16 protein-coding genes and 2 pseudogenes are annotated in these 19,825 nt (G+C 60.1%); 6 read left to right on the top strand and 12 right to left on the bottom strand.

Annotated features, from left to right (window positions below; all coding sequences use genetic code 11):
- Window positions 1-27: 27 nt before the first annotated feature.
- Window positions 28-1,455 carry an arginine-ornithine antiporter gene (gene arcD / locus BSF44_RS06275; protein ID WP_095942762.1) on the bottom strand — a complete coding sequence of 476 codons (1,428 nt, stop codon included), beginning with the start codon at window positions 1,453-1,455 and terminating at the stop codon, window positions 28-30.
- 435 nt (window positions 1,456-1,890) lie between these two features.
- On the opposite strand from arcD, the gene BSF44_RS30265 reads away from it, so the two are divergent.
- Both BSF44_RS30265 and BSF44_RS06270 read left to right on the top strand, forming a co-directional pair.
- The gene (locus tag BSF44_RS30265; RefSeq protein WP_172435310.1) at window positions 1,891-2,034 is read left to right on the top strand and encodes a hypothetical protein; all 144 of its coding nucleotides are present in this window, start codon (window positions 1,891-1,893) and stop codon (window positions 2,032-2,034) included.
- Window positions 2,031-2,894 (top strand): DNA-3-methyladenine glycosylase, encoded by an 864-nt coding sequence (locus BSF44_RS06270; RefSeq protein WP_095942761.1) that lies wholly within the window; start codon window positions 2,031-2,033, stop codon window positions 2,892-2,894. Before BSF44_RS30265 ends, BSF44_RS06270 begins: the two co-directional genes overlap by 4 nt.
- 127 nt (window positions 2,895-3,021) lie before the next feature.
- Here BSF44_RS06270 and BSF44_RS06265 read toward each other — a convergent pair whose 3' ends face one another.
- The 3 genes and pseudogenes from BSF44_RS06265 to BSF44_RS31050 all read right to left on the bottom strand — a co-directional run.
- Entirely contained in the window at window positions 3,022-4,371 is a 1,350-nt protein-coding gene (locus tag BSF44_RS06265) for a CoA transferase (RefSeq protein ID WP_095942760.1), read from the bottom strand.
- Between the two features lie 172 nt (window positions 4,372-4,543).
- A pseudogene (locus tag BSF44_RS31055) lies at window positions 4,544-5,074 on the bottom strand (methyl-accepting chemotaxis protein); the annotation flags it as partial.
- Window positions 5,075-5,449: 375 nt separating this feature from the next.
- A pseudogene (locus tag BSF44_RS31050) lies at window positions 5,450-6,418 on the bottom strand (chemotaxis protein); the annotation flags it as partial.
- A 616-nt stretch (window positions 6,419-7,034) separates the two neighbouring features.
- Here BSF44_RS31050 and BSF44_RS06255 point away from each other — a divergent pair.
- Window positions 7,035-7,703, top strand: a complete 669-nt coding sequence (locus BSF44_RS06255; protein WP_141250002.1) for a hypothetical protein — start codon at window positions 7,035-7,037, stop codon at window positions 7,701-7,703.
- Window positions 7,704-7,763: 60 nt separating this feature from the next.
- Here BSF44_RS06255 and BSF44_RS06250 read toward each other — a convergent pair whose 3' ends face one another.
- From BSF44_RS06250 to gap, 8 genes are all read right to left on the bottom strand, one after another.
- A complete protein-coding gene (locus BSF44_RS06250; protein WP_095942757.1) occupies window positions 7,764-8,495 on the bottom strand; it encodes a hypothetical protein in 732 nt (243 codons plus the stop codon).
- A gap of 146 nt (window positions 8,496-8,641) precedes the next feature.
- Window positions 8,642-9,031: a YbaN family protein gene (locus BSF44_RS06245; RefSeq protein ID WP_095942756.1), complete on the bottom strand. Its 390-nt coding sequence runs from the start codon at window positions 9,029-9,031 to the stop codon at window positions 8,642-8,644.
- Window positions 9,032-9,190: 159 nt separating this feature from the next.
- A complete protein-coding gene (locus tag BSF44_RS06235) occupies window positions 9,191-9,793 on the bottom strand; it encodes a biliverdin-producing heme oxygenase (protein WP_095942755.1) in 603 nt (200 codons plus the stop codon).
- A 114-nt stretch (window positions 9,794-9,907) separates the two neighbouring features.
- Window positions 9,908-12,475: a TonB-dependent receptor gene (locus tag BSF44_RS06230; protein ID WP_095942754.1), complete on the bottom strand. Its 2,568-nt coding sequence runs from the start codon at window positions 12,473-12,475 to the stop codon at window positions 9,908-9,910.
- Between the two features lie 122 nt (window positions 12,476-12,597).
- Window positions 12,598-13,563, bottom strand: a complete 966-nt coding sequence (locus tag BSF44_RS06225; RefSeq protein ID WP_095942753.1) for a FecR domain-containing protein — start codon at window positions 13,561-13,563, stop codon at window positions 12,598-12,600.
- A gap of 121 nt (window positions 13,564-13,684) precedes the next feature.
- Window positions 13,685-14,203 carry an RNA polymerase sigma factor gene (locus BSF44_RS06220; RefSeq protein WP_095942752.1) on the bottom strand — a complete coding sequence of 173 codons (519 nt, stop codon included), beginning with the start codon at window positions 14,201-14,203 and terminating at the stop codon, window positions 13,685-13,687.
- A 77-nt stretch (window positions 14,204-14,280) separates the two neighbouring features.
- The gene (locus BSF44_RS06215) at window positions 14,281-14,745 is read right to left on the bottom strand and encodes a methylglyoxal synthase (RefSeq protein WP_095942751.1); all 465 of its coding nucleotides are present in this window, start codon (window positions 14,743-14,745) and stop codon (window positions 14,281-14,283) included.
- 150 nt (window positions 14,746-14,895) lie between these two features.
- On the bottom strand, window positions 14,896-15,897 hold the full coding sequence (gene gap / locus BSF44_RS06210) for a type I glyceraldehyde-3-phosphate dehydrogenase (RefSeq protein WP_095942750.1): 1,002 nt from the start codon (window positions 15,895-15,897) through the stop codon (window positions 14,896-14,898).
- Between the two features lie 220 nt (window positions 15,898-16,117).
- On the opposite strand from gap, the gene edd reads away from it, so the two are divergent.
- The 3 genes from edd to BSF44_RS06195 all read left to right on the top strand — a co-directional run bounded on the left by edd (window position 16,118) and on the right by BSF44_RS06195 (window position 19,818).
- Window positions 16,118-17,944, top strand: coding sequence for a phosphogluconate dehydratase (gene edd / locus BSF44_RS06205; protein WP_095942749.1), 1,827 nt, complete (start codon window positions 16,118-16,120; stop codon window positions 17,942-17,944).
- Window positions 17,941-18,900: a glucokinase gene (locus BSF44_RS06200; protein ID WP_095942748.1), complete on the top strand. Its 960-nt coding sequence runs from the start codon at window positions 17,941-17,943 to the stop codon at window positions 18,898-18,900. Before edd ends, BSF44_RS06200 begins: the two co-directional genes overlap by 4 nt.
- Window positions 18,901-19,086: 186 nt before the next feature.
- Window positions 19,087-19,818, top strand: a complete 732-nt coding sequence (locus BSF44_RS06195) for a response regulator (RefSeq protein ID WP_095942747.1) — start codon at window positions 19,087-19,089, stop codon at window positions 19,816-19,818.
- The last annotated feature ends 7 nt before the right edge of the window (window positions 19,819-19,825 follow it).

The following is a 19,825-nucleotide window of genomic DNA, read 5'->3' as shown; positions in this document are numbered from 1 at the left end:
AAGGGTAGTGATCCTGGAAACAGGGGGCTAAAGGGTCAGGAAACCGTCGTAGAGACCGTAGGCCGCCACCACGGCGCCGACGACCACCGCAGCGAAAATCAGCTTCTCGACGTTGGTGAAAACCGGTTTGTTGATTTCCAGCTTGGCTTTGGCGAACAGAATCACGCCGGGGGCGTAGAGCAGGGCCGAGAGCAGCAGGTATTTCATGCCACCGGCGTAAATCAGCCAGATCGCATAGATCAGGGCCACGGCGCCAATAAACAGGTCTTTCTTGCGTGCGGCCAGCGCGCCTTCGTAGGTTTCGCCGCGGACCGCCAACAGCAGTGCGTAGGCCGCCGACCACAGGTAGGGCACCAGGATCATCGAGGTGGCGAGGTAGATCAGCGACAGGTAAGTACTGGCCGAGAACAGCGTGATGATCAGGAAGATCTGCACCATGGCGTTGGTCAGCCACAGGGCGTTGACCGGTACATGGTTGGCGTTTTCCTTGCGCAAAAACGCCGGCATGGTGTGGTCCTTGGCGGCAGCGAACATGATCTCCGCGCACAGCAGCACCCACGACAGCAGCGCCCCCAGCAATGAGATGATCAGACCAACGCTGATCAGCACCGCGCCCCAGTGACCGACCACGTGTTCCAGCACGGCGGCCATGGACGGATTCTGCAGTTTGGCCAGTTCCGGCTGGGTCATGATCCCCAGCGACAACACGTTGACCAGGACCAAAAACAGCAGCACGGTGACAAAGCCGATCACGGTGGCCTTACCCACGTCGCTGCGTTTTTCCGCCCGGGCCGAAAAGATGCTCGCGCCTTCGATGCCGATGAACACCCACACGGTGACCAGCATCATTTTGCGCACTTGATCCATCACGCTGCCAAGGTCCGGGTTCTTCAAGCCCCAGATGTCGGCGGTGAAGATGTCCAGTTTGAAAGCGAACAACGCGATCAACATGAACAGCAGCAGCGGCACGATCTTGGCGACGGTGGTCACCAGGTTGATGAACGCGGCTTCCTTGATTCCTCGCAGTACGAGGAAATGTACGGCCCAGAGCAGCACCGAGGCGCCGATCACGGCAGCAGGGGTATTGCCCTCCCCAAATAGCGGAAAGAAGTAGCCGAGGGTGCTGAACAACAGTACGAAGTACCCGACGTTTCCCAGCCAGGCACTGATCCAGTACCCCCAGGCGGACGAGAAGCCCATGTAGTCGCCGAAACCGGCCTTGGCGTAGGCGTAGACACCGCCATCAAGATCGGGTTTGCGGTTGGCCAGGGTCTGGAACACGAATGCCAGGGTGAGCATGCCGACCGCGGTAATCGCCCAACCGATCAGAATGGCGCCGACATCCGCGCTGGCGGCCATGTTTTGTGGCAAGGAAAAGATCCCGCCACCAATCATTGAACCTACGACTAACGCAATCAGCGCGCCGAGTTTCAATTTTCCGGGTGCTTCAGACATTGCATGACTCCAATGCAGGAGAAGAGAGGCAACAGACTAATTCCGTTGGCTATCCAATCAGCTGACTTGGATCACTAAATGAGAGTGCTACAGTTTGTTGGCAGAGTGCCATTGTTTGCAGGGTGGCTGTCTGTAATGCTTGTTCTAGAGGCTTTTGCAGGTTATTTAAGAACTTTTTTGCATTTGTTTCGAATTATGACGTTAGTTGGTTGTTCAGGATCTGAAAATGCTCTTAACGGGTTTTGTACAAAATTGATGTATTAATAAAACGTATAAAGCAAATGGTTATATCGACGACCATTTAGCCGTTTTGTGCAAGTTAAAAGACGGTTGTTGGCGTTATTCAATAAACGTCATTACTCTTCATCAATTTAATTAACATCCGCTATGTGACGGTCTCGCGGCAGTTGCCGCCCGAAAAATGGAGATGCAACGATGTCGCAATCACTGAACAAGCTTCGCTTGAGCGCATTGAGCGCATTGAGCGCGTTGGTGGTGGGCCCGATGATTGCTCGCATCGCTCTGGGCCATGCGGGTCTGGCGGCCTATGGCTTGTACAGCGGGTTGTCGAGCCTGTGAAGGTGTTGCTGGCGTACCAGCCACCCTATGACTGGCCGGCGATGCTGGGTTTTTTGTCGGCGCGGGCGATTGCAGGATTGGAGACGGTTGCCGGCGGCGTTTACTCGCGCGGCATCGAACTGAAGGGTAAGCACGGCAGCTTTTCTATTCGACCTGCTACGTCTGATGCCCTGGAGCTGACGCTGGATTTTCCCGACTCGAACGCCGTGCCCGAAATCGTCGCAAGCGTGCGGCAGATGTTTGATCTGGATGCCGACCTCGCCACGATCCATCGGCATTTAGCGGTTGATCCGCTAATGGCCCGGTTGATTGCCGAGCGCCCCGGGCTGCGTGTGCCGGGGGCCTGGGATGGGCTGGAATTGGCGATCCGCGCGATACTGGGGCAGCAGATCACGGTGGCGGCGGCGATCAGATTGGCGGGGAAACTGGTGGCGCAGTACGGTGTGCCGTTGAGTTCAGAGCTACCGGGTTTGACCCATGTGTTTCCCCGGGCCAGCGTTTTGGCAGGCGCAGATCTGGCAGCGCTGGGCATGCCGAAAAGCCGAGGCCGGACCTTGTCGGGGGTGGCTCAGGCACTGCTCGATGATCCACGATTGTTTGAGCCCGGCCGGGAGGGGGGCGTAGCGCGGTTGCTGGCCTTGCACGGGATTGGTGACTGGACGGCGCAATACATTGCCTTGCGTCAGTTGCGGGAGTTGGATGGGTTTCCCAATGGTGATGTCGGGCTGATCAATGCGTTGACGGCGCTGGAAGGTGGGCCGGTGACGGCGCGGCAGCTTTTAACGCGAGCCGAAACCTGGCGGCCTTATCGGGGGTATGCGGCGCAGGTGTTGTGGACTTCGTTGAGTCGCCCTGATTGATCGGGAGCGAGTTTAGTGTTGTCTCTGCTGGCGCTATCGCGAGCAGGCTCGCTCCTACATTTGATCGCGGTCGTCCGGGAGAACCCGGTTACCTGTGGGGAGCCTGCTCGCGATAGCCATCTGAAAGTCACCCCCACTGCGCGGGATGTGAACCCAGCTCAGTCGCGGGCAATGCCCACTGCAGCGGCGTTCCGATGATCTTCAGGGGCGGCTGCAATCGATGCGCCGGCCCCCAGGGCGTTTGCTCAATCTGTAGCCCCTGATCGTGTTGATCTTCGCCACGCAACGATTCATTCGGGCCGGCACCCTGTTCGATCAACAACCTTGCCGTACGCGCCAACGACAACCGGGCCGAGCCCCCCGTACCGTCGTTCAACCGCTGCGCCAACAACCTGATCGCACTGGCCGCCATCAAATACCCGGTGGCGTGATCGAGGGCCTGTACCGGCAATGGCGTCGGCTTGTCCGCCTGTTTCCAGCGCCTGCCCGCTTCGGCGATGCCACTGCTCATCTGCACCAGGCTGTCGAAGCCCCGCCGGTTTTGCCAGGGGCCGCTCCAGCCATAGGCGTTGAGGCAAACGTCGATCAGGCCGGGGTTCAGTTGCCGACGCTCATTCATGCCCAGGCCAAGTCGCTCCAGTGCATCGGCGCGATAGCCGTGGAGCAGAATGTCGGCGTCCTTGAGCAGGCATTCGAATACGGCGCGGTCGGACCTGTCGTTCAGATCAAGACGCGCGCAGCGTTTTCCCAAGGTGACTTCCGGCACCACCCCGGGCTCGTTCCAGGTCGGCGGATCGATGCGCAAGACATCGGCACCGAGGCCTGCCAGAAAGCGACTGGCAATGGGGCCTGCCAGTACTCGGGTCAAATCCAGCACCTTGATATCGGCCAACGGTCGAGCAACTGAACCTGTCCACGGTTTGCGGCTCTGGCTTGGGTGGTTGGCGAACAGAATCAAGGGTTCGGCATTCACTACCTGGCCTTGAGGATGGACCTGCCATTGTTCCCAGGTGCGCATTTCGGCGGCGCAACCACCGGCATCGACCACCGCCTGCTCCAGTTCGTTGTTCGCCCATCGGGCCACTTTGCCGGCCATCGCTGAGCGGTCCGTACAGGCGCCGAGCACGCTTTCGGCGGCGGCGCGGTGGTGGGGCGCGTTGGTGTGCAGGCGAATCCAGCCATCGCGGGTGGCGTAGTCACCGGCTATCGGGTCCCACAGCGGCGGAACGCTCCAGCCAAGCGTGCGAATCGAGGTTGCGAACCAGAATGATGAGAGGCGCCGGTCAACTTCAAGGTCGGGCAGGCGCCCGGTTTGCTGGTGCAGCAGTTCGCTGGCGGCCTGGCCTGCGACGGCAATGCTGGCGCAGGCCAGATCCGTGACGGCAAACGCCGAGGGCAGGGCGCCGCTGGACGTGAATGGAATCGGGGTATGAGGCAAACCGAGTGCGGCTTGAATGGACGTGAGCAGATCAGTCATCGAAGGGCCCTCTGGAGTGAGAGCCAGATCTTAGTTCAAACATGGCTGGATCATGTGAAACCTTGTGGGAGCGAGCCTGCTCGCGATGACGGAATTACATTCAACATCAATGTTGATTGAAAGACCGCTTTCGCGAGCAGGCTCGCTCCCACAGGGGGGATGTGGTGATTATTTAAACGCGGAACTGATCCATCAACTTCATCTGGTGGGTGGTCAGGGAATTGAGCTGGCTGCTGATCTGCGCCGATTCCGTGGCCTGGCCGGTCAGGGTTTCGGTGACGGTGCGGATCGCCGAGACGTTGCGGTTGACCTCTTCGGCGACGGCGCTTTGCTGTTCGGCGGCGCTGGCGATTTGCAGGTTCATGTCGCTGATCACGGTGACCGCGTCGCTGATCTTGCCCAAGGCCTGGACCGCCTGCTGGATCTGCCCGGCGTTGCTGTGGGCCTGGGTCTGGCTCGAATGCATGGTGGCGACCACGCCGCGGGTGCCGCTCTGGATGCGTTCGATCACCAGACGAATCTCTTCCACCGAATCCTGGGTACGCTTGGCCAGGTTGCGCACTTCATCGGCAACCACCGCAAAGCCACGACCGCTTTCACCGGCACGGGCAGCTTCGATGGCGGCGTTGAGCGCCAGCAGGTTGGTTTGTTCGGCGATGCTGCGAATCACCTCCAGCACCGAGCCGATCTGCTCGCTGTTGACCGCGAGGGCTTCGACTTCGGTCACGGCCTTGCTGACTTCTTCGGCCAGTTGATTGATGTCGCGGGTACTGCGCTCGATGATCGACATGCCGTCGCGGGCCGACTGGTCGGCACCTTTCGCCGCGTTGGCCGCGTTCGAGGCGCTGTTGGCGACATCATGGGCGGTGGCGCTCATTTCGTTGGACGCGGTGGCGACCTGGTCGATTTCGCGGAATTGTACCTGCATGCCTTCACTGGTCTGGCGGGCGATTTCCGAAGACTGGTCGGCGGTGCCACGGGCATCGGTGATGCTTTGCTTGATCTGCGCGATGGTCGGTTGCAGCTTGTCGAGGAAGCGGTTGAACCAGCCCACCAGTTCACCCAGCTCGTCCTTCTTGCTGTAGTGCAGGCGCTGGGTCAGGTCGCCGTCGCCACTGGCAATCGCCTTGAGCATGTCGGCCACGCTGTTGATCGGGCGGGTCACGCCGGACGCGGTGAGCCACATCAGCAACAGCCCGAGCAGGCCGGCAATCACCGCCACCGACAGCGCCTTGAGTGTGCCGCTTTGCTGGGCATCGTCGAGCACCGCTTGCAGCTTCACCGAATCGGCCAGCAGCACTTGTTTGGGCAGGTCGATCACCACGGCCCAGGCCTTGGCATCGCTAATCGGGCTGACCGGGTACACCGCGCGGATCAGGTCGCCTTGCTGGAGAATCTTCGGCGCACCATTGGCGAGCAATTGCAGGATGTCCTTGCCATCGCCGCCCAGGGTGTCGCCGATGTTCTTGCCGACTTTGCCGGCATCGACACTGTAGGCGGCCAGCACGCCGGTGCCGGAAACGATCAGCATGTGCCCGGCACTGTTGAACAGGTCGCGCTGGGAGTCGACCGCCGCCGCTTGGAGGGCGTCGAGGGCGATGTCGATACCGACCACGCCGATGGACTTGCCTTCGACCAGCAGCGGTACGGAAATGGTGGTCATCAACACTTCCTTGCCGCCGACCGTATCGGCGTAGGGGTCGAGCAGGCAGATGCGCTTGCTGTCCCGCGGGCAGGTGTACCAGACGTTGTACGGCGTGCCGCTGAGGTTCAGGGTGGTTTTGGTCATGTCCTCTTCGACCATGATTGTGTTCAACGACTCACCGCCGGCGCGGCTCCAGTAGGTGGCGAAACGACCGATCTCGTTGGACTGGCGGGCGGCGTCGTTGGCGAATTCGCTGTCCTTGCCGTCCAGCCCGTTGGGTTCGAAGGCCAGCCAGATCCCCAGCACTTTGCTGTTGCGCTCGAAGGCGGTTTTCAGGCTCTGGTTCAATTCCTCACGCAAAGCGCCGGGCTCCAGCGAGCGCTTGGCGGCCAGGGTGCGCATGTCCTTGATCTGGTCGGCCAGGGCGGTCACCACCGTCAGGGTTTCACCGAAGGTCTTCTGCACCCGCACCGCTTGCTCGGCGGCTTTGGCCTGGAGCAGGTCCTGCACACTGGTGGTGAGCATTGTGCTGCTGGAATCGCTGACCAGGTCATCGTTCTGATTGGTCTGGTAGATGTTCATGCCCACTATCAAGGCGACTACGCCCAGCAGGCACAGACCGGACAGCAGGACGATTTTCAGGCGGATGGACAGTGAGTCGAACATAGGGCGAGCTCGCGAATGGATGAAGTGTTGGCTGTGGGCCGTTGCGGCTCACTCGCTAAATCCATTTAGCGCCGATCAATGCACATCGGCGTGGCGTTGAGGTTACATGAGGGGCAACCCGACGAACGGTATTGGTTGAACGTTTGCGCAGGAAAATGTGCCGAAAATGGGGTTAAAAATAGGAAAAACGCGGGGCGGATTCAGGAGGAGTTCACGTCTCGAGTTTTGAGGCGACGGGCTGGGGGTGTGTGCTCCAACATATATATGTACCGCCTCTCAAGTAACAACGGCGGTAACGGTACTGCCGGACAAACTGAACACGCTCGAGGACAGCCTGGCTGACGAAACCGATGTGAAGCATTACAGCTTCATCGCCGTACGGGGACAGAACGTGTTGATCCATGCGGGTGTGACAAAAGGCGGGCCATTGACTCTGGAATATAGTCGCAATGAAAACTGGGTGAATATCCCTTGGGGGGAACCCTTTGCGGTGTCTGGCCTGGAGCCGAGTCAAGCCGTTCAGGTTCGCATCTCGAAGACGCTGTCTGGCCCGTTCGTGGTGGGTGATACCTACGACCTTAAGTTGGGTTCAGCACCTTATTACGCCGACAGTCACGTCCAGGGCGATGCAGGCGAGTTACCGTCCTACTGGGCGACCACACAGGCCTACAGAGTTTTGAATTGGTCGGTCCGGTTGAAGGATTCGACAGGTAACCCACTCGAGGGTGGTACCGCTACTTTAAAATTGAACAAGGGGGCGGATGAGGATTCGTTCGATCTTGTAACAGACGGTACTGGTCACGCTGCGGGCGCCATTCAGTTGGACGGGTGTCACGGCCAATTGAAGTCTGACCCTTTCTGGACCAGCAGTGGCAAATATCGCAATAAGTGGGAAGTCGAATACAACCGGGGGTATTGGTTGATCCAGGTTAAAGGCAAAGACGCGTCGGGGGTGGGAGGTCGCAGAGTGCCGAACGTTTCATTCGCACAGATATGCTATCAAAGGATGTTGCGTAATTAGGGCTGTCATGTTCCCGGCAAAGCGAGTGTGCATGAGCGCTTTGCCGAGCGAATCATACGATCAGGCCTCGATGTGCAGTCCCTGCTTTTTCACGCTCGGATCCTGGTCGGACTTTTTATGCAATTGGTCCAGCCAAGAGTCCGGGCTTCTCAGGTCCAATGCGCCTTTGCTCAACAATAATCCATAGTCAATCAGCGTATGGAAGTTGCTCAAGTCCAGTTTCACCTTGCCCTCGAACTGTGGCTTGTCCAGCTGGACCAGTTCGATCACGGCGATTGCGTGCTTGAGAGTCAAGGCTTGCAAGCCTTTGGTCTTGTTCAACAGGCTATTCAGTATTTCCTCTTCCTTGGGGGTCAATGTGTTGGGGGGCGAAGTGACTTTCAACCGACCGTCTTCGGCTATCGTGAAACCAATGACGTTTTTGGCCATGCCTGGCCATTTACTTTGCAGGTCTTTTTTGAAGTTGGCGTATATCCCTTCCATATCATGGAGCATATCTCCTGCGCGAAGCTCTTTAGCCCAAAGGATTAGGTCTCTATGGCACTTTATTTCATAACGCAGGCCGGAATACTTGCTGCCTGTACCGGATACCTCCAAAAATTTTTCCAACTCATCCAGATCTTCGCTAGTGATACCTGTTTTTATAGGGGACCGGAGTTTCTCGATGGTCAAATTCACCCTTTTCTCATCTACTACAAAGCCTTCGACTTTCTTGGATTGGGCTTTTTCCGTGTTCGCCTTCACTGTTTGCGGATACGGAACTTGAAAAGATGCAGCGGCACTTACATTCATGTCAGCTTCTCGTTGTGGGCGTCATGGTGCTTAACGGCCAGACACAGAAATGGATGACCTGATAAACACGTAGGAGAAATCCGAACAGGAAGTAGGTACTTTCAAGTGTGCCGTTGCCGGCTGATACAGGGCGGTTTGAAGAGGTTTCAGGTTGATTGCGACAGTGATTCCGGTCGCGACCAGATCCACAGGTTGCCCAGCCCCATACCGGCAATTGCCAGGTAAATCGGCCAGCCGTGATCGAGCATCACCAGCATCAGACCGGCGCATAACAGCATGCTGACAGTGGCGCTGATTTTTGCCCGGCGCGCGATGATCCTGCCGTTGCGCCAGTTATGGAGGATGGGGCCGAACAGCCGGTGGTTTTCCAGCCAGGCACTCAGGCGCGGCGAACTTCGGGTTGCGGCCCAGGCGGCCAGCAGGATGAACTCGGTGGTTGGCAGGCCGGGTATGACGATGGCGATCAGGCCGACGCCCAGGCTGACGTAGGCCAGCAGGCCGAAGAGGAGGCGGGAGAGTTTTGTTGATGCGGGCATGGGCTCGGGAGGCGTGTGACGCTGAATGGAGATCCTGCAGATTGACCCGGCCCTTTGTAGGAGCGAGCCTGCTCGCGATAGCGGTCTTACAGTCGACATCTCTATTGAATGTCATTCCGTCATCGCGAGCAGGCTCGCTCCCACAGGGGCAGTGGTGTGTCAGGCAGCTTCGGTAGCGTAAGCCTGCTCCAGCAACACCGTAAAACGGTTGAACGCGTCGATGGCGCCTTTTTCCACTTCGGCTTCTTCCTGGGCGCTGAATGCCAGACCGTCCAGGGTCTTGACGAAGCGCTTCCAGCCTTCAGCGCGGCCGCCGGCCGGTTCGCCGAGGTGGCGGGCGCCGAAGGTTTCGCTCAGGCCAAGGCCCACGGCACGCTTGATCAGGAACGCCGCGCCGAGCTTCGAACCTTCGGAGACGAAGATCCAGCCCAGGGCCTCGGCCTTGGTCGGGTGCTTCAGTGCACCGGCCACAGGTGCCGGCACGTCGGTGTCCAGGTCCGCGAGGTCGGCCCTGGCGGCATCGGCACGGCAGCGGGCCGGCAGGTCCGGGACGATGGCGGTCAGTTCGGCATCGTTGTACAGCGACACCAATTCCGACTGGAACAGGTACTGCGCCACCACGAAGCGCGCGAAACTGGCCGGGGTTTCAAACGGAGCATGGGCCTTGACCAGGGCATCGAGCTTGCTGTGTGGCTCGTTGGTGATCTGGTTCAAACGTTGCGAACGCAGGTTGGTGCGTTGTGCAGTGGCCTGGGTAGTCATGGCAATTCCTTGGAGAAAGATGAGGCGCTTGGTAACGAGACGAACAGCAAGGCGCCTGACAGTAAAAATTCCTCGCCGGGCGGCGTGATGAAACCGCCCGGCGAGATGAGCGGATCAGATATCCCAGATCAGGTTGACCGCAAAGTTGCGACCCGGCTGGGTCAGGCGGTCGAGGTTGGCCGGTTGGGTCACCGAGGCTTCGCCGACGCTGTCGTAGCCGCGCACGTCATCCCACAGCCAGTATTTCTTGTCGGTGAGGTTGTAGACGCCGCCGCTGATGGTCACGTCGTCGGTCACTTTGTAGAACGCGCTCAGGTCCAGAATGCCGAAACCGGGGGTCTTGAACTGGGTGCTGGTACCGTCCGGGGTTTTGAAACTGGTGCTGTCGACGCGGTCCTTCTTCTTCACCAGCGTCCAGCTGAGCAAGCCGCCGTAGGTGTCCTGGTCGTAGCCGAGGCCGAATACGCCGGTCAGCGGGTTGACGCTGTTGAGCGGCTCGCCGTTGTCGTCGTTGCGACCGTAGGCATAGGCCACCGAACCCCGGGTATAGAGGCCTTGCGGCGCACCGAAGGCGTCGAGGTTCAGACGGCCCTTGATCTCGGCACCCTTGATGGTGGCGTGCTTGATGTTGTTGCTCTGGAACGTGATCTCGGTGTAGCCCGGAGTAATGGCGTTCTCGTTGATGAAGTCGCGGTATTTGTTGTAGAACACGGCCAAGTCAAACGAGCCCTGCTCGAAGTTGCCGCGCAAACCGGTCTCGTAGCTTTTGCTCTTTTCCGGTTCGAGGTCCGGATTAGGCGCGACTTTATAGCCGCCGGCGATATTTTCGAAACGACCATACAACGCCTTGGCGGTCGGGGTGCGGAAGCCTTCGGCGTACTGGCCGTACCAGGTGTAGTGATCGTTGAAGCTGTAGGTGGTGCCAAACTTCGGCGACAGGCGATGCCAGGTCTTGGTCTCGTCGCTCACCACGCCGTTGCCGCTCTGGTCGGCGGTGGCCAGGAACTCGTCGGTGATGTGCGGCTTGAGCTGGGTGTAGTCGTAGCGAGCACCGGGCAGGAAGGTCCAGTTGCCCCAGCTGATCTGATCCTGGGCGAACAGGGCGTAGCTGTTGATGGTCGGGTCCGGGAAGTCACTGGCGGGTGTCAGTGTGTCGGTGGCGCTAGGGGCACCGATGACCCGGCACGCTCCGGCCACGGTCAGGCAGGTGCCGGTACCGGTACGCAGGCCGGTAACTTTGTCCTGCTTGATGGTGGTGCCATAGGTGAAGAGGTGTTCGGTGTCGGCGATGGCAAACGACTTGTCAGCCTGGGCGTCGAACACCCATTGGCGATCCTTGTAAGTCGTATCGCGGTTACGCAACACGGTCCGCGACGGCGGCGCGTAGATTTCTTCGGTGCTCTGGTCGGTCTTGGCGATCTGATAGTTCAGCGTCCACTTGATGTTGTCAGCCAGTGCGCTGTCCAGGCCGAAGCTGTGTTCCAGGCCAAAGCGTTCTCGGGTGATCGTGTCGTTACCGGTACGGGACTTATAGAAGCCCATACCGCGTCCGGCATTGAACGGTCCGCCCACCGCGCTCAATTGATTGGTGTCGCGGTCGTCCTTGTAATGCTCGTAGGTCAGGCCAAAACGCGCGTCGTCGGCGTAATTCCAGCCCAGTTTGGCCAGCACGCTGGTGGTGCGAGCGTCCTGGGGGTTGGCTTCGGTACGGTTCAGGCCAGTGCCGCCGGTTTCGCCAAAGGACTCTGTTTCATGACCGTTGCGTTGACTGAGATGCAACAGGCCATCGAACTCGCCGGTGCGGCCGGCGACGGTGCCGGAAGTCAGCCAGCTGTCGTCGGCGGAGCTGTAGCCGGTTTTCAGGCGCGCGCCGACGTCCTTGCCCGGCTTGATGATGTCGTCCGGGTCCAGCGTGTAGTAGCTGACCGCGCCGCCAATGGCGCTGCTGCCATACAGCACCGATGCCGGGCCCCGGAGGATTTCCACACGCTTGACGATTTCCGGGTCGACATAGTTGCGGTTGGTCTGGGCATACGGGCCGTTGAAGAAACCGTCGGGCACCTGCACGCCATCGACCTGGGTCAGCACGCGGTCGCCATCGATGCCGCGAATGTTGTAGCCCGTGATGCCGGCGCGTTGGCCTGCACCACCCACCGAAACACCGGGTTCGTAGCGCACCAGTTCCTTGATGGTATTGACGTTGTTGCGGTCCAGATCTTCGCGAGTGTAGACAGAGACCGTGCTCGGCACGCTGTTCACATCCTGTTCGTTACGGGTGGCGCTGATGGTGACCTGATCCAGATTGAGGGCACTGCTACCACTGCGTTTTTCCAGGACGATGCTGTTGTTGCCCAGTTTGCGATAGCCCAGGTTGGTCCCCACCAACAGGCGATCCAGGGCGTTCTCCGGCGACAGCGAGCCGCGTACTCCCGGTGAGGCCACACCTTGCGCCAGCTCCGACGACACGCCGACCTGCCAGCCCGTCACGGCGGTAAAGGCATTGAGTGCCGACACCAATGATTGCTGGGGAATGGCGAACGCGTAGTCGCCCATTTTGCGGGTCGACTGCTCGGTGGCCGTGGCGGCCATGAGCGGTGCGGTACCGGCCATCAGGATGGCGGCGGTCAGCAGCGACAGCACGCGGGAAGGTGTAGGGGCTTGGCGGGTAAGGCGAGGGGACATCGATAGCGCTCCGTGTCGCACGAATCTTTATAGGTGCTGATCGGCATGGTGAGATGCGAATCAATTGCATTGGCTATAACGAGACGTACGGGGTTTGGCTATCGAGTAAAAATAATTCTCATTCAGTTCAGGATGACCAACGCCGGGAATTCCTGGAGCCTTGCCGAGGTGATGTGGGCCAGGGAGCGGACCACGTCCAGTGGCTGATCGAGGCGGTAGTTGCCCGTCACGGTGACATCGGCCAACTGTTCGTTGTTGTTGATGATCCAGCCCGGGTAGTAGCGGCGAAGTTCTGCCAGCACCTGGTTCAACGGGCAGTTTTCGAACACCAGCCGTCCCTGGACCCACGCCAGGTCGGTGGCGGTATCCAGCTTGGCCGGGCGGTCGAAGCCGTTGGGGCCGATGCGAATGCTTTCCCCGGCGGACAAGCGCACCCGCGTGTCATCCCGGGTGGCGCGCAAATCGACATCCCCGCGCTGTACCCGCACCTGCGCCACGCCGTCGAGGTAGCGCACGGCAAACGCGGTATCGCGAACGCTGGCGGTGACCGGGCCGGCGTCGATTTCCAGTGCCTGGCCGCGATTGGCCTGCACTTCGAAAAACGCCTCGCCCTGATACAGGCGGGCAACACGTTGCTGGTCGTTGATGGTGCTTGAGAACGCCGAATTGGTATTGAGCAGAACCCTGGAACCGTCCTCCAGTTGCAGGCGCTGGCGCTCGCCGACCACGGTCAGGTGATCGGCCTGCAGGCGCATCGGCAAACTGCTGAAACTGAACAGTCCGAGGATCAGCACGGCGGCGGTGGCCAATGGTTTCCAGTGCGGACGCAAACGGGCGAGGACAGTGACTTTCGACGGACGGACGGCCAGGTTTTGTGCGCATTGCACCACTTGCGGGCCGTCCCAGATCGCCTGGGCCTTGGCGAACGCCTGGGCATTCAACGGATCGGCATCAAGCCATGCATGGAATTGGCGGCTCTGCTCCTCGTCGGGACTGCCGAGCACGATCAGCCACTCCAGGGCTTGGTCCATTGCGCTTGCGGGATCCTGCGCCGATGAAGGCTCTGGAGAGCGGTGGTTGTCCGTCACGGTGTTTCCTCGGCAGTGTCTGTGCACGGCTGTTTTTTTTAGTGAAGCGTAAAAGTGGGCCAAGGGTAGCAAAGCCTGATGATCAGCGCAGTCGGTCCAGGTAGGTGCGGGGTCCTGGCGCTCAGTTGGCGTTCAAGCGATCGGCGACACCGATGCAAATCGACATGATCAGTTTGAGTTCTTTCTGCACGGTACTGAGGGACACGTTCAGCTCCTCGGCGATTTCCTGATAGCTGTGCCCGTGCAGGCGGCTGAGGATGAAAATCCGCTGTTGGCGGGCGCTGAGTTGACCGAGGCTCACGTTCAGGCGCTCCAGCAATTGTTCGGCGTGGGCGGCGTCTTCGGCGCTGCTGGTGGGGGCGGCGATGCTGTGCATCACCTCCTGCGGAACGTCGTCGACCATGGTGCGCGAATGGATGCGCCGCGCGCGCAAATGGTCCAGCGCCAGGTTGCGCGCCGTCTGGAAGACAAAGGGTTCAAGATGATCGATGGTCCGTTCGCTCAATGCACGGGTCACCCGCAGGTAGGTCTCCTGCAAGAGGTCTTCAGCGGTGCTGTGATTGTTGACCATCCGTTCCAGCGTGCGCAGCAGGGAGGTGCGCTGGGCGAGGAAAACGTGGTTGAAGCGCGACTGACTCACGGGAGAACCTGATCCATTTCGAGTAGATGATAATGCTTATCATCTACTCGAGTGGTCAAGTGCTGATTTGTGAAGCTTTATGCGCGGCCCTGCAAATAGGTGGCGTAATCGGGAATCCGATGGGTATGCGCCTGATCCATCAACGGGCTGCTGAGCAGGTAGTCGGCGCTGCATTCGTTGCACGCCACCGGGATGTTCCACACCGCCGCGACCCGCAGCAACGCCTTGATGTCCGGGTCGTGGGGCTGGGGTTCGAACGGGTCCCAGAAAAACACCAGCATGTCGACCCGCTGCTCGGCGATTTGCGCACCGAGCTGCTGGTCGCCGCCCAGTGGCCCGCTGATCATGCTTTGCACCGGCAGGTCGAGACGTTGCTGCAACAACAATCCCGTGGTGCCGGTGGCGACCAGATCATGCCGGGCCAGTCTGTCTTTCTGCCGTTCGGCCCAGTCCAGCAAGAACACCTTGCAGTGGTCATGGGCGACCAGGGCGATGCGCTTGCGCGCCAACAGGGTCTTTTGTGTAAAGCTGATGCCGATCATCGGTTGCCGCTCCAGAAATGACACGTACCCTGTAGGAGCGAGCTTGCTCGCGATGGATGTAAGGACCCCACGCTCATTCAGGCGCCCCTTGTCATCGTTAACGACCATTGCGAGCAAGCTCGCTCCTACAAGACCGGGGGGGCGTGCTGCTTATTCAGCGTTGCACAGCGCCAGGCAGTTATCGAGCATGCGGTTGGAGAAGCCCCATTCGTTGTCATACCACGCCAGTACCTTAAGCAGCTTGCCGCTGGACTTGGTGTGGTTGGCGTCGAAGATCGACGACAGCGGGTTGTGGTTGAAGTCGCTGGAGACCAGCGGCAGGGTGTTATAGCCAAGGATCTTCGAGTGCTGGCTGGCTTCTTTCAGCAGCGCATTGACTTCATCGGCCGACGCTTCGCGCTTGAGCTGCACCGTCAGGTCCACCAGCGACACATTGATCACCGGGACGCGCACCGACATGCCGGTCAATTTGCCCGCCAGTTCCGGCAGCACCAGGCCCACCGCTTCAGCAGCACCGGTCTTGCTCGGGATCATGTTCTGGGTGGCCGAACGGGCGCGGTATGGATCGACGTGATAGACGTCGGTCAGGTGCTGATCGTTGGTGTAGGCGTGGATGGTGGTCATCAGACCGCTTTCGATGCCCAGTTCGCGATGCAGCACCTGGGCCACCGGGGCCAGGCAGTTGGTGGTGCACGACGCGTTGGAAATAATCTGGTGCGATTGGCGCAGAATGTCGTGGTTAACACCGTAGACCACGGTAGCGTCGGCGCCTTTGGCCGGAGCCGAGATGATCACTTTGCGTGCGCCGGCCGTAATATGCGCGGCGGCCTTGGCCCGGTCGGTGAACAGACCAGTGCATTCGAACACGACATCAATTTTTTCCGCGGCCCAGGGCAGGTCGGCCGGGTTGCGGATGGCACTGACCGAAATGCGGTCGCCGTTGACCGTCAGGCTCTCCTGGTCGTGCTGGACATCGGCATCGAACGTGCCGTGAACGGTGTCGTACTTGAGCAGATGAGCATTGATCGCGCTGTCGCCAAGGTCGTTGATGGCAACGATCTGCAGATCCTGACGGTAGCCCTGGGTATAGAGTGCGCGCAGGACATTACGGCCGATGCGGCCAAAACCATTGATTGCGATTCGAAGAGTCATAGTGCGGCGCTACCGTCGTTTTGTTGTTGGAATTACAAGATTATTCGTAAAAAAATAGAAAACAAGCCTTTTTGATGGCAATATTTTGTTCGATCTACAACGAGTGACCTGAATCAACTGGTCCGAATGGTCAAATAAACCGTCTGTCATCCCATCGACACCGGCCTTTGATCAGCATAGACAATCAGGTCGCCACATCCGTTAGCCTGGAGTTCTACACATGCATCCCCGCGTCCTTGAGGTCACTGAACGGCTTATCGCCCGCAGCCGCGCCACGCGCGAGGCCTACCTTGCATTGATCCGCGGTGCGGCCAGCGACGGTCCGATGCGCGGCAAGCTGCAATGCGCCAACTTCGCCCATGGCGTGGCCGGTTGCGGCAGCGACGACAAGCACAGCCTGCGGATGATGAACTCCGCCAACATCGCGATAGTGTCGTCTTATAACGACATGCTCTCGGCGCACCAGCCGTATGAAGTCTTCCCCGAACTGATCAAGAAAGCCCTGCGCGAAATCGGCTCCGTCGGCCAGTTCGCCGGTGGCACCCCGGCCATGTGCGATGGCGTGACCCAGGGCGAGCCGGGCATGGAACTGAGCCTGCCGAGCCGCGAAGTGATCGCGTTGTCCACCGCCGTGGCGCTGTCCCACAACATGTTCGACGGCGCGCTGCTGCTCGGCATCTGCGACAAGATCGTGCCGGGGTTGATGATGGGCGCGCTGCGCTTCGGCCATCTGCCGATGATCTTCGTACCGGGCGGGCCGATGGTGTCGGGCATTTCCAACAAGCAGAAAGCCGATGTGCGCCAGAAGTACGCCGAAGGCAAGGCGACCCGCGAAGAGCTGCTGGAATCGGAAATGAAGTCCTACCACAGCCCTGGTACCTGCACCTTCTACGGCACCGCCAACACCAACCAGTTGCTGATGGAAGTCATGGGCCTGCACCTGCCGGGCGCGTCCTTCGTCAACCCGAACACGCCGCTGCGCGATGCCTTGACCCGCGAAGCCGCGCACCAGGTCACGCGGCTGACCAAGCAGAACGGCGACTTCATGCCAATCGGCGAAATCGTCGACGAGCGTTCGCTGGTCAACTCGATTGTCGCGCTGCACGCCACGGGCGGCTCGACCAACCACACCCTGCACATGCCGGCCATCGCCATGGCGGCGGGCATTCAATTGACCTGGCAGGACATGGCCGACCTCTCCGAAGTCGTGCCGACCCTGAGCCACGTCTACCCGAACGGCAAGGCCGACATCAACCACTTCCAGGCCGCGGGCGGCATGTCGTTTCTGATCCGTGAACTGCTGGACGCCGGGTTGCTCCACGAAAACGTCAACACCGTGATGGGCCATGGCCTGAGCCGCTACACCCAGGAGCCGTTCCTCGACAATGGCCAACTGGTCTGGCGTGAAGGCGTGACCGACAGCCTCGATGAAAGCATCCTGCGCCCAGTCGCCCGTGCATTCTCGGCAGAGGGTGGCCTGCGGGTGATGGAAGGCAACCTCGGTCGTGGCGTGATGAAAGTCTCCGCCGTGGCCGTGGAAAACCAGATCGTCGAAGCGCCAGCCATGGTGTTCCAGGATCAGCAGGACCTGGCCGATGCCTTCAAGGCCGGTTTGCTGGAAAAGGATTTTGTCGCGGTGATGCGCTTCCAGGGCCCGCGCTCCAACGGCATGCCAGAGCTGCACAAGATGACGCCGTTCCTCGGCGTGCTGCAGGATCGCGGCTTCAAAGTCGCGCTGGTGACCGACGGGCGCATGTCCGGCGCGTCGGGGAAAATCCCGGCGGCCATTCATGTCAGCCCCGAAGCTTATGTCGGTGGCGCTTTGGCGCGGGTGCAAGAGGGCGATATCATCCGCGTCGATGGCGTCAAAGGCACCCTGGAGCTTAAGGTGGACGCCGAGGAATTTGCAGCGCGCACGCCGGCCAAGGGCCTGTTGGGCAACAACATCGGCACCGGTCGCGAACTGTTTGGTTTCATGCGCATGGCCTTCAGCTCGGCGGAGCAGGGCGCCAGCGCCTTTACTTCTGCCCTGGAGACGCTTAATTGAAACTGGCTTTGGTCGGTGACATCGGTGGGACCAACGCACGTTTCGCGTTGTGGAAAAACCAGCAACTGGAATCGGTCCAGGTGCTGGCAACGGCAGATTTCCCCAGCCCGGTAGAGGCGATCAGTCTCTACCTCAATGGCCTGGGGCTGGCGCCGGGTTCGATCGGCTCGGTGTGCCTGTCGGTGGCGGGCCCGGTGAGTGGTGATGAATTCAAGTTCACCAACAATCACTGGCGCCTGAGCCGCAAGGGCTTTTGCCAGACCTTGCAGGTGGATCAGCTGTTGCTGGTCAACGACTTCTCGGCCATGGCCCTGGGCATGACCCGTTTGCAGCCCGGCGAATTCCGCGTGGTTTGCGAAGGCACGCCGGAGCCATTGCGCCCGGCGGTGGTGATTGGCCCGGGCACGGGCCTGGGGGTCGGCACTTTGCTCGATCTGGGCGAGGGCCGATTCGCCGCGTTGCCGGGGGAGGGCGGTCACGTCGACCTGCCACTGAGCAGCCCGCGTGAAACCCAACTCTGGCAGCACATTTTCAATGAGATCGGCCACGTCAGCGCTGAAACCGCGTTGAGCGGCGGCGGCTTGCCGCGTGTCTACCGGGCGATCTGCGCGGTGGACGGGCACACACCGGTGCTCGACACGCCGGAAGCCATCACCGCTGCCGGGCTGGCAGGCGACCCGATTGCCGTGGAAGTGCTTGAGCAGTTCTGCTGCTGGCTCGGTCGCGTGGCCGGCAACAATGTGCTGACCACCGGTGGGCGCGGTGGCGTGTACATCGTGGGCGGGGTGATCCCACGGTTTGCCGATTTCTTCCTCGAAAGCGGCTTCGCCCGCTGCTTCGCCGACAAGGGCTGCATGAGCGATTACTTCAAGGGGATTCCGGTGTGGCTGGTGACGGCGCCGTATTCGGGCCTTGTTGGGGCGGGAGTAGCGCTGGAGCAATCAATCCCGAATTGAAACCCGATTACCTGTAGGAGCGAGCCTGCTCGCGATGGACGTCAACGATAACGCGTGCTTTCTGAATGTACGCGGTGCCTGCAAGTCCATCGCGAGCAGGCTCGCTCCTACAATTGTTTTGTGGTGTTTGCAGTTTCAGTGCTTAAGGCATAATCCGCCCAATTCAAACAACAAGGACGCCTTCCTGTGAGCTCAGTCAACAAGTCGATTTTGTTGGTCGATGACGATCAAGAGATACGCGAGTTGCTGGATACCTACCTGACCCGCGCCGGTTTTCAGGTGCGTGCCACCGCCGATGGCGCCGGTTTTCGCCAGGCGCTGAACGATGCGTCGGCCGATCTGGTGATCCTTGATGTGATGCTGCCCGACGAAGACGGCTTCAGCCTGTGCCGCTGGATTCGCCAGCACCCGCGCCAGGCGCAGGTACCGATCATCATGCTCACCGCCAGTTCCGACGAAGCCGACCGTGTCATCGGCCTGGAACTGGGCGCCGACGATTACCTCGGCAAGCCTTTCAGTCCACGGGAATTGCAGGCTCGGATCAAGGCGTTGCTGCGCCGCGCGCAGTTCGGTCAGGAGCGCAGTGGCGGTGAGGTGCTGGCCTTCGATGACTGGCGCCTGGACATGGTCAGCCATCGGCTGTTTCACATCGACGGCGAAGAGGTGATTCTCTCGGGCGCCGACTTTGCGCTGCTGAAACTGTTCCTCGATCACCCGCAGGAAATCCTCGACCGCGACACTATCGGCAACGCCACTCGCGGCCGTGAACTGATGCCCCTGGATCGCATCGTCGACATGGCAGTCAGCCGGTTGCGTCAGCGCCTGCGCGACACGGAAAAACCACCACGGCTGATCCGCACCGTGCGCGGCAGCGGCTACCAACTGGCGGCCAACGTGGTTGCCGGCAATGGTCACTGAAACTTTG

Source organism: Pseudomonas sp. ACN8 (assembly GCF_002303925.1).
Taxonomy (GTDB): Bacteria; Pseudomonadota; Gammaproteobacteria; order Pseudomonadales; family Pseudomonadaceae; genus Aquipseudomonas.
This window is presented reverse-complemented; position numbering and strand designations above follow the sequence as displayed.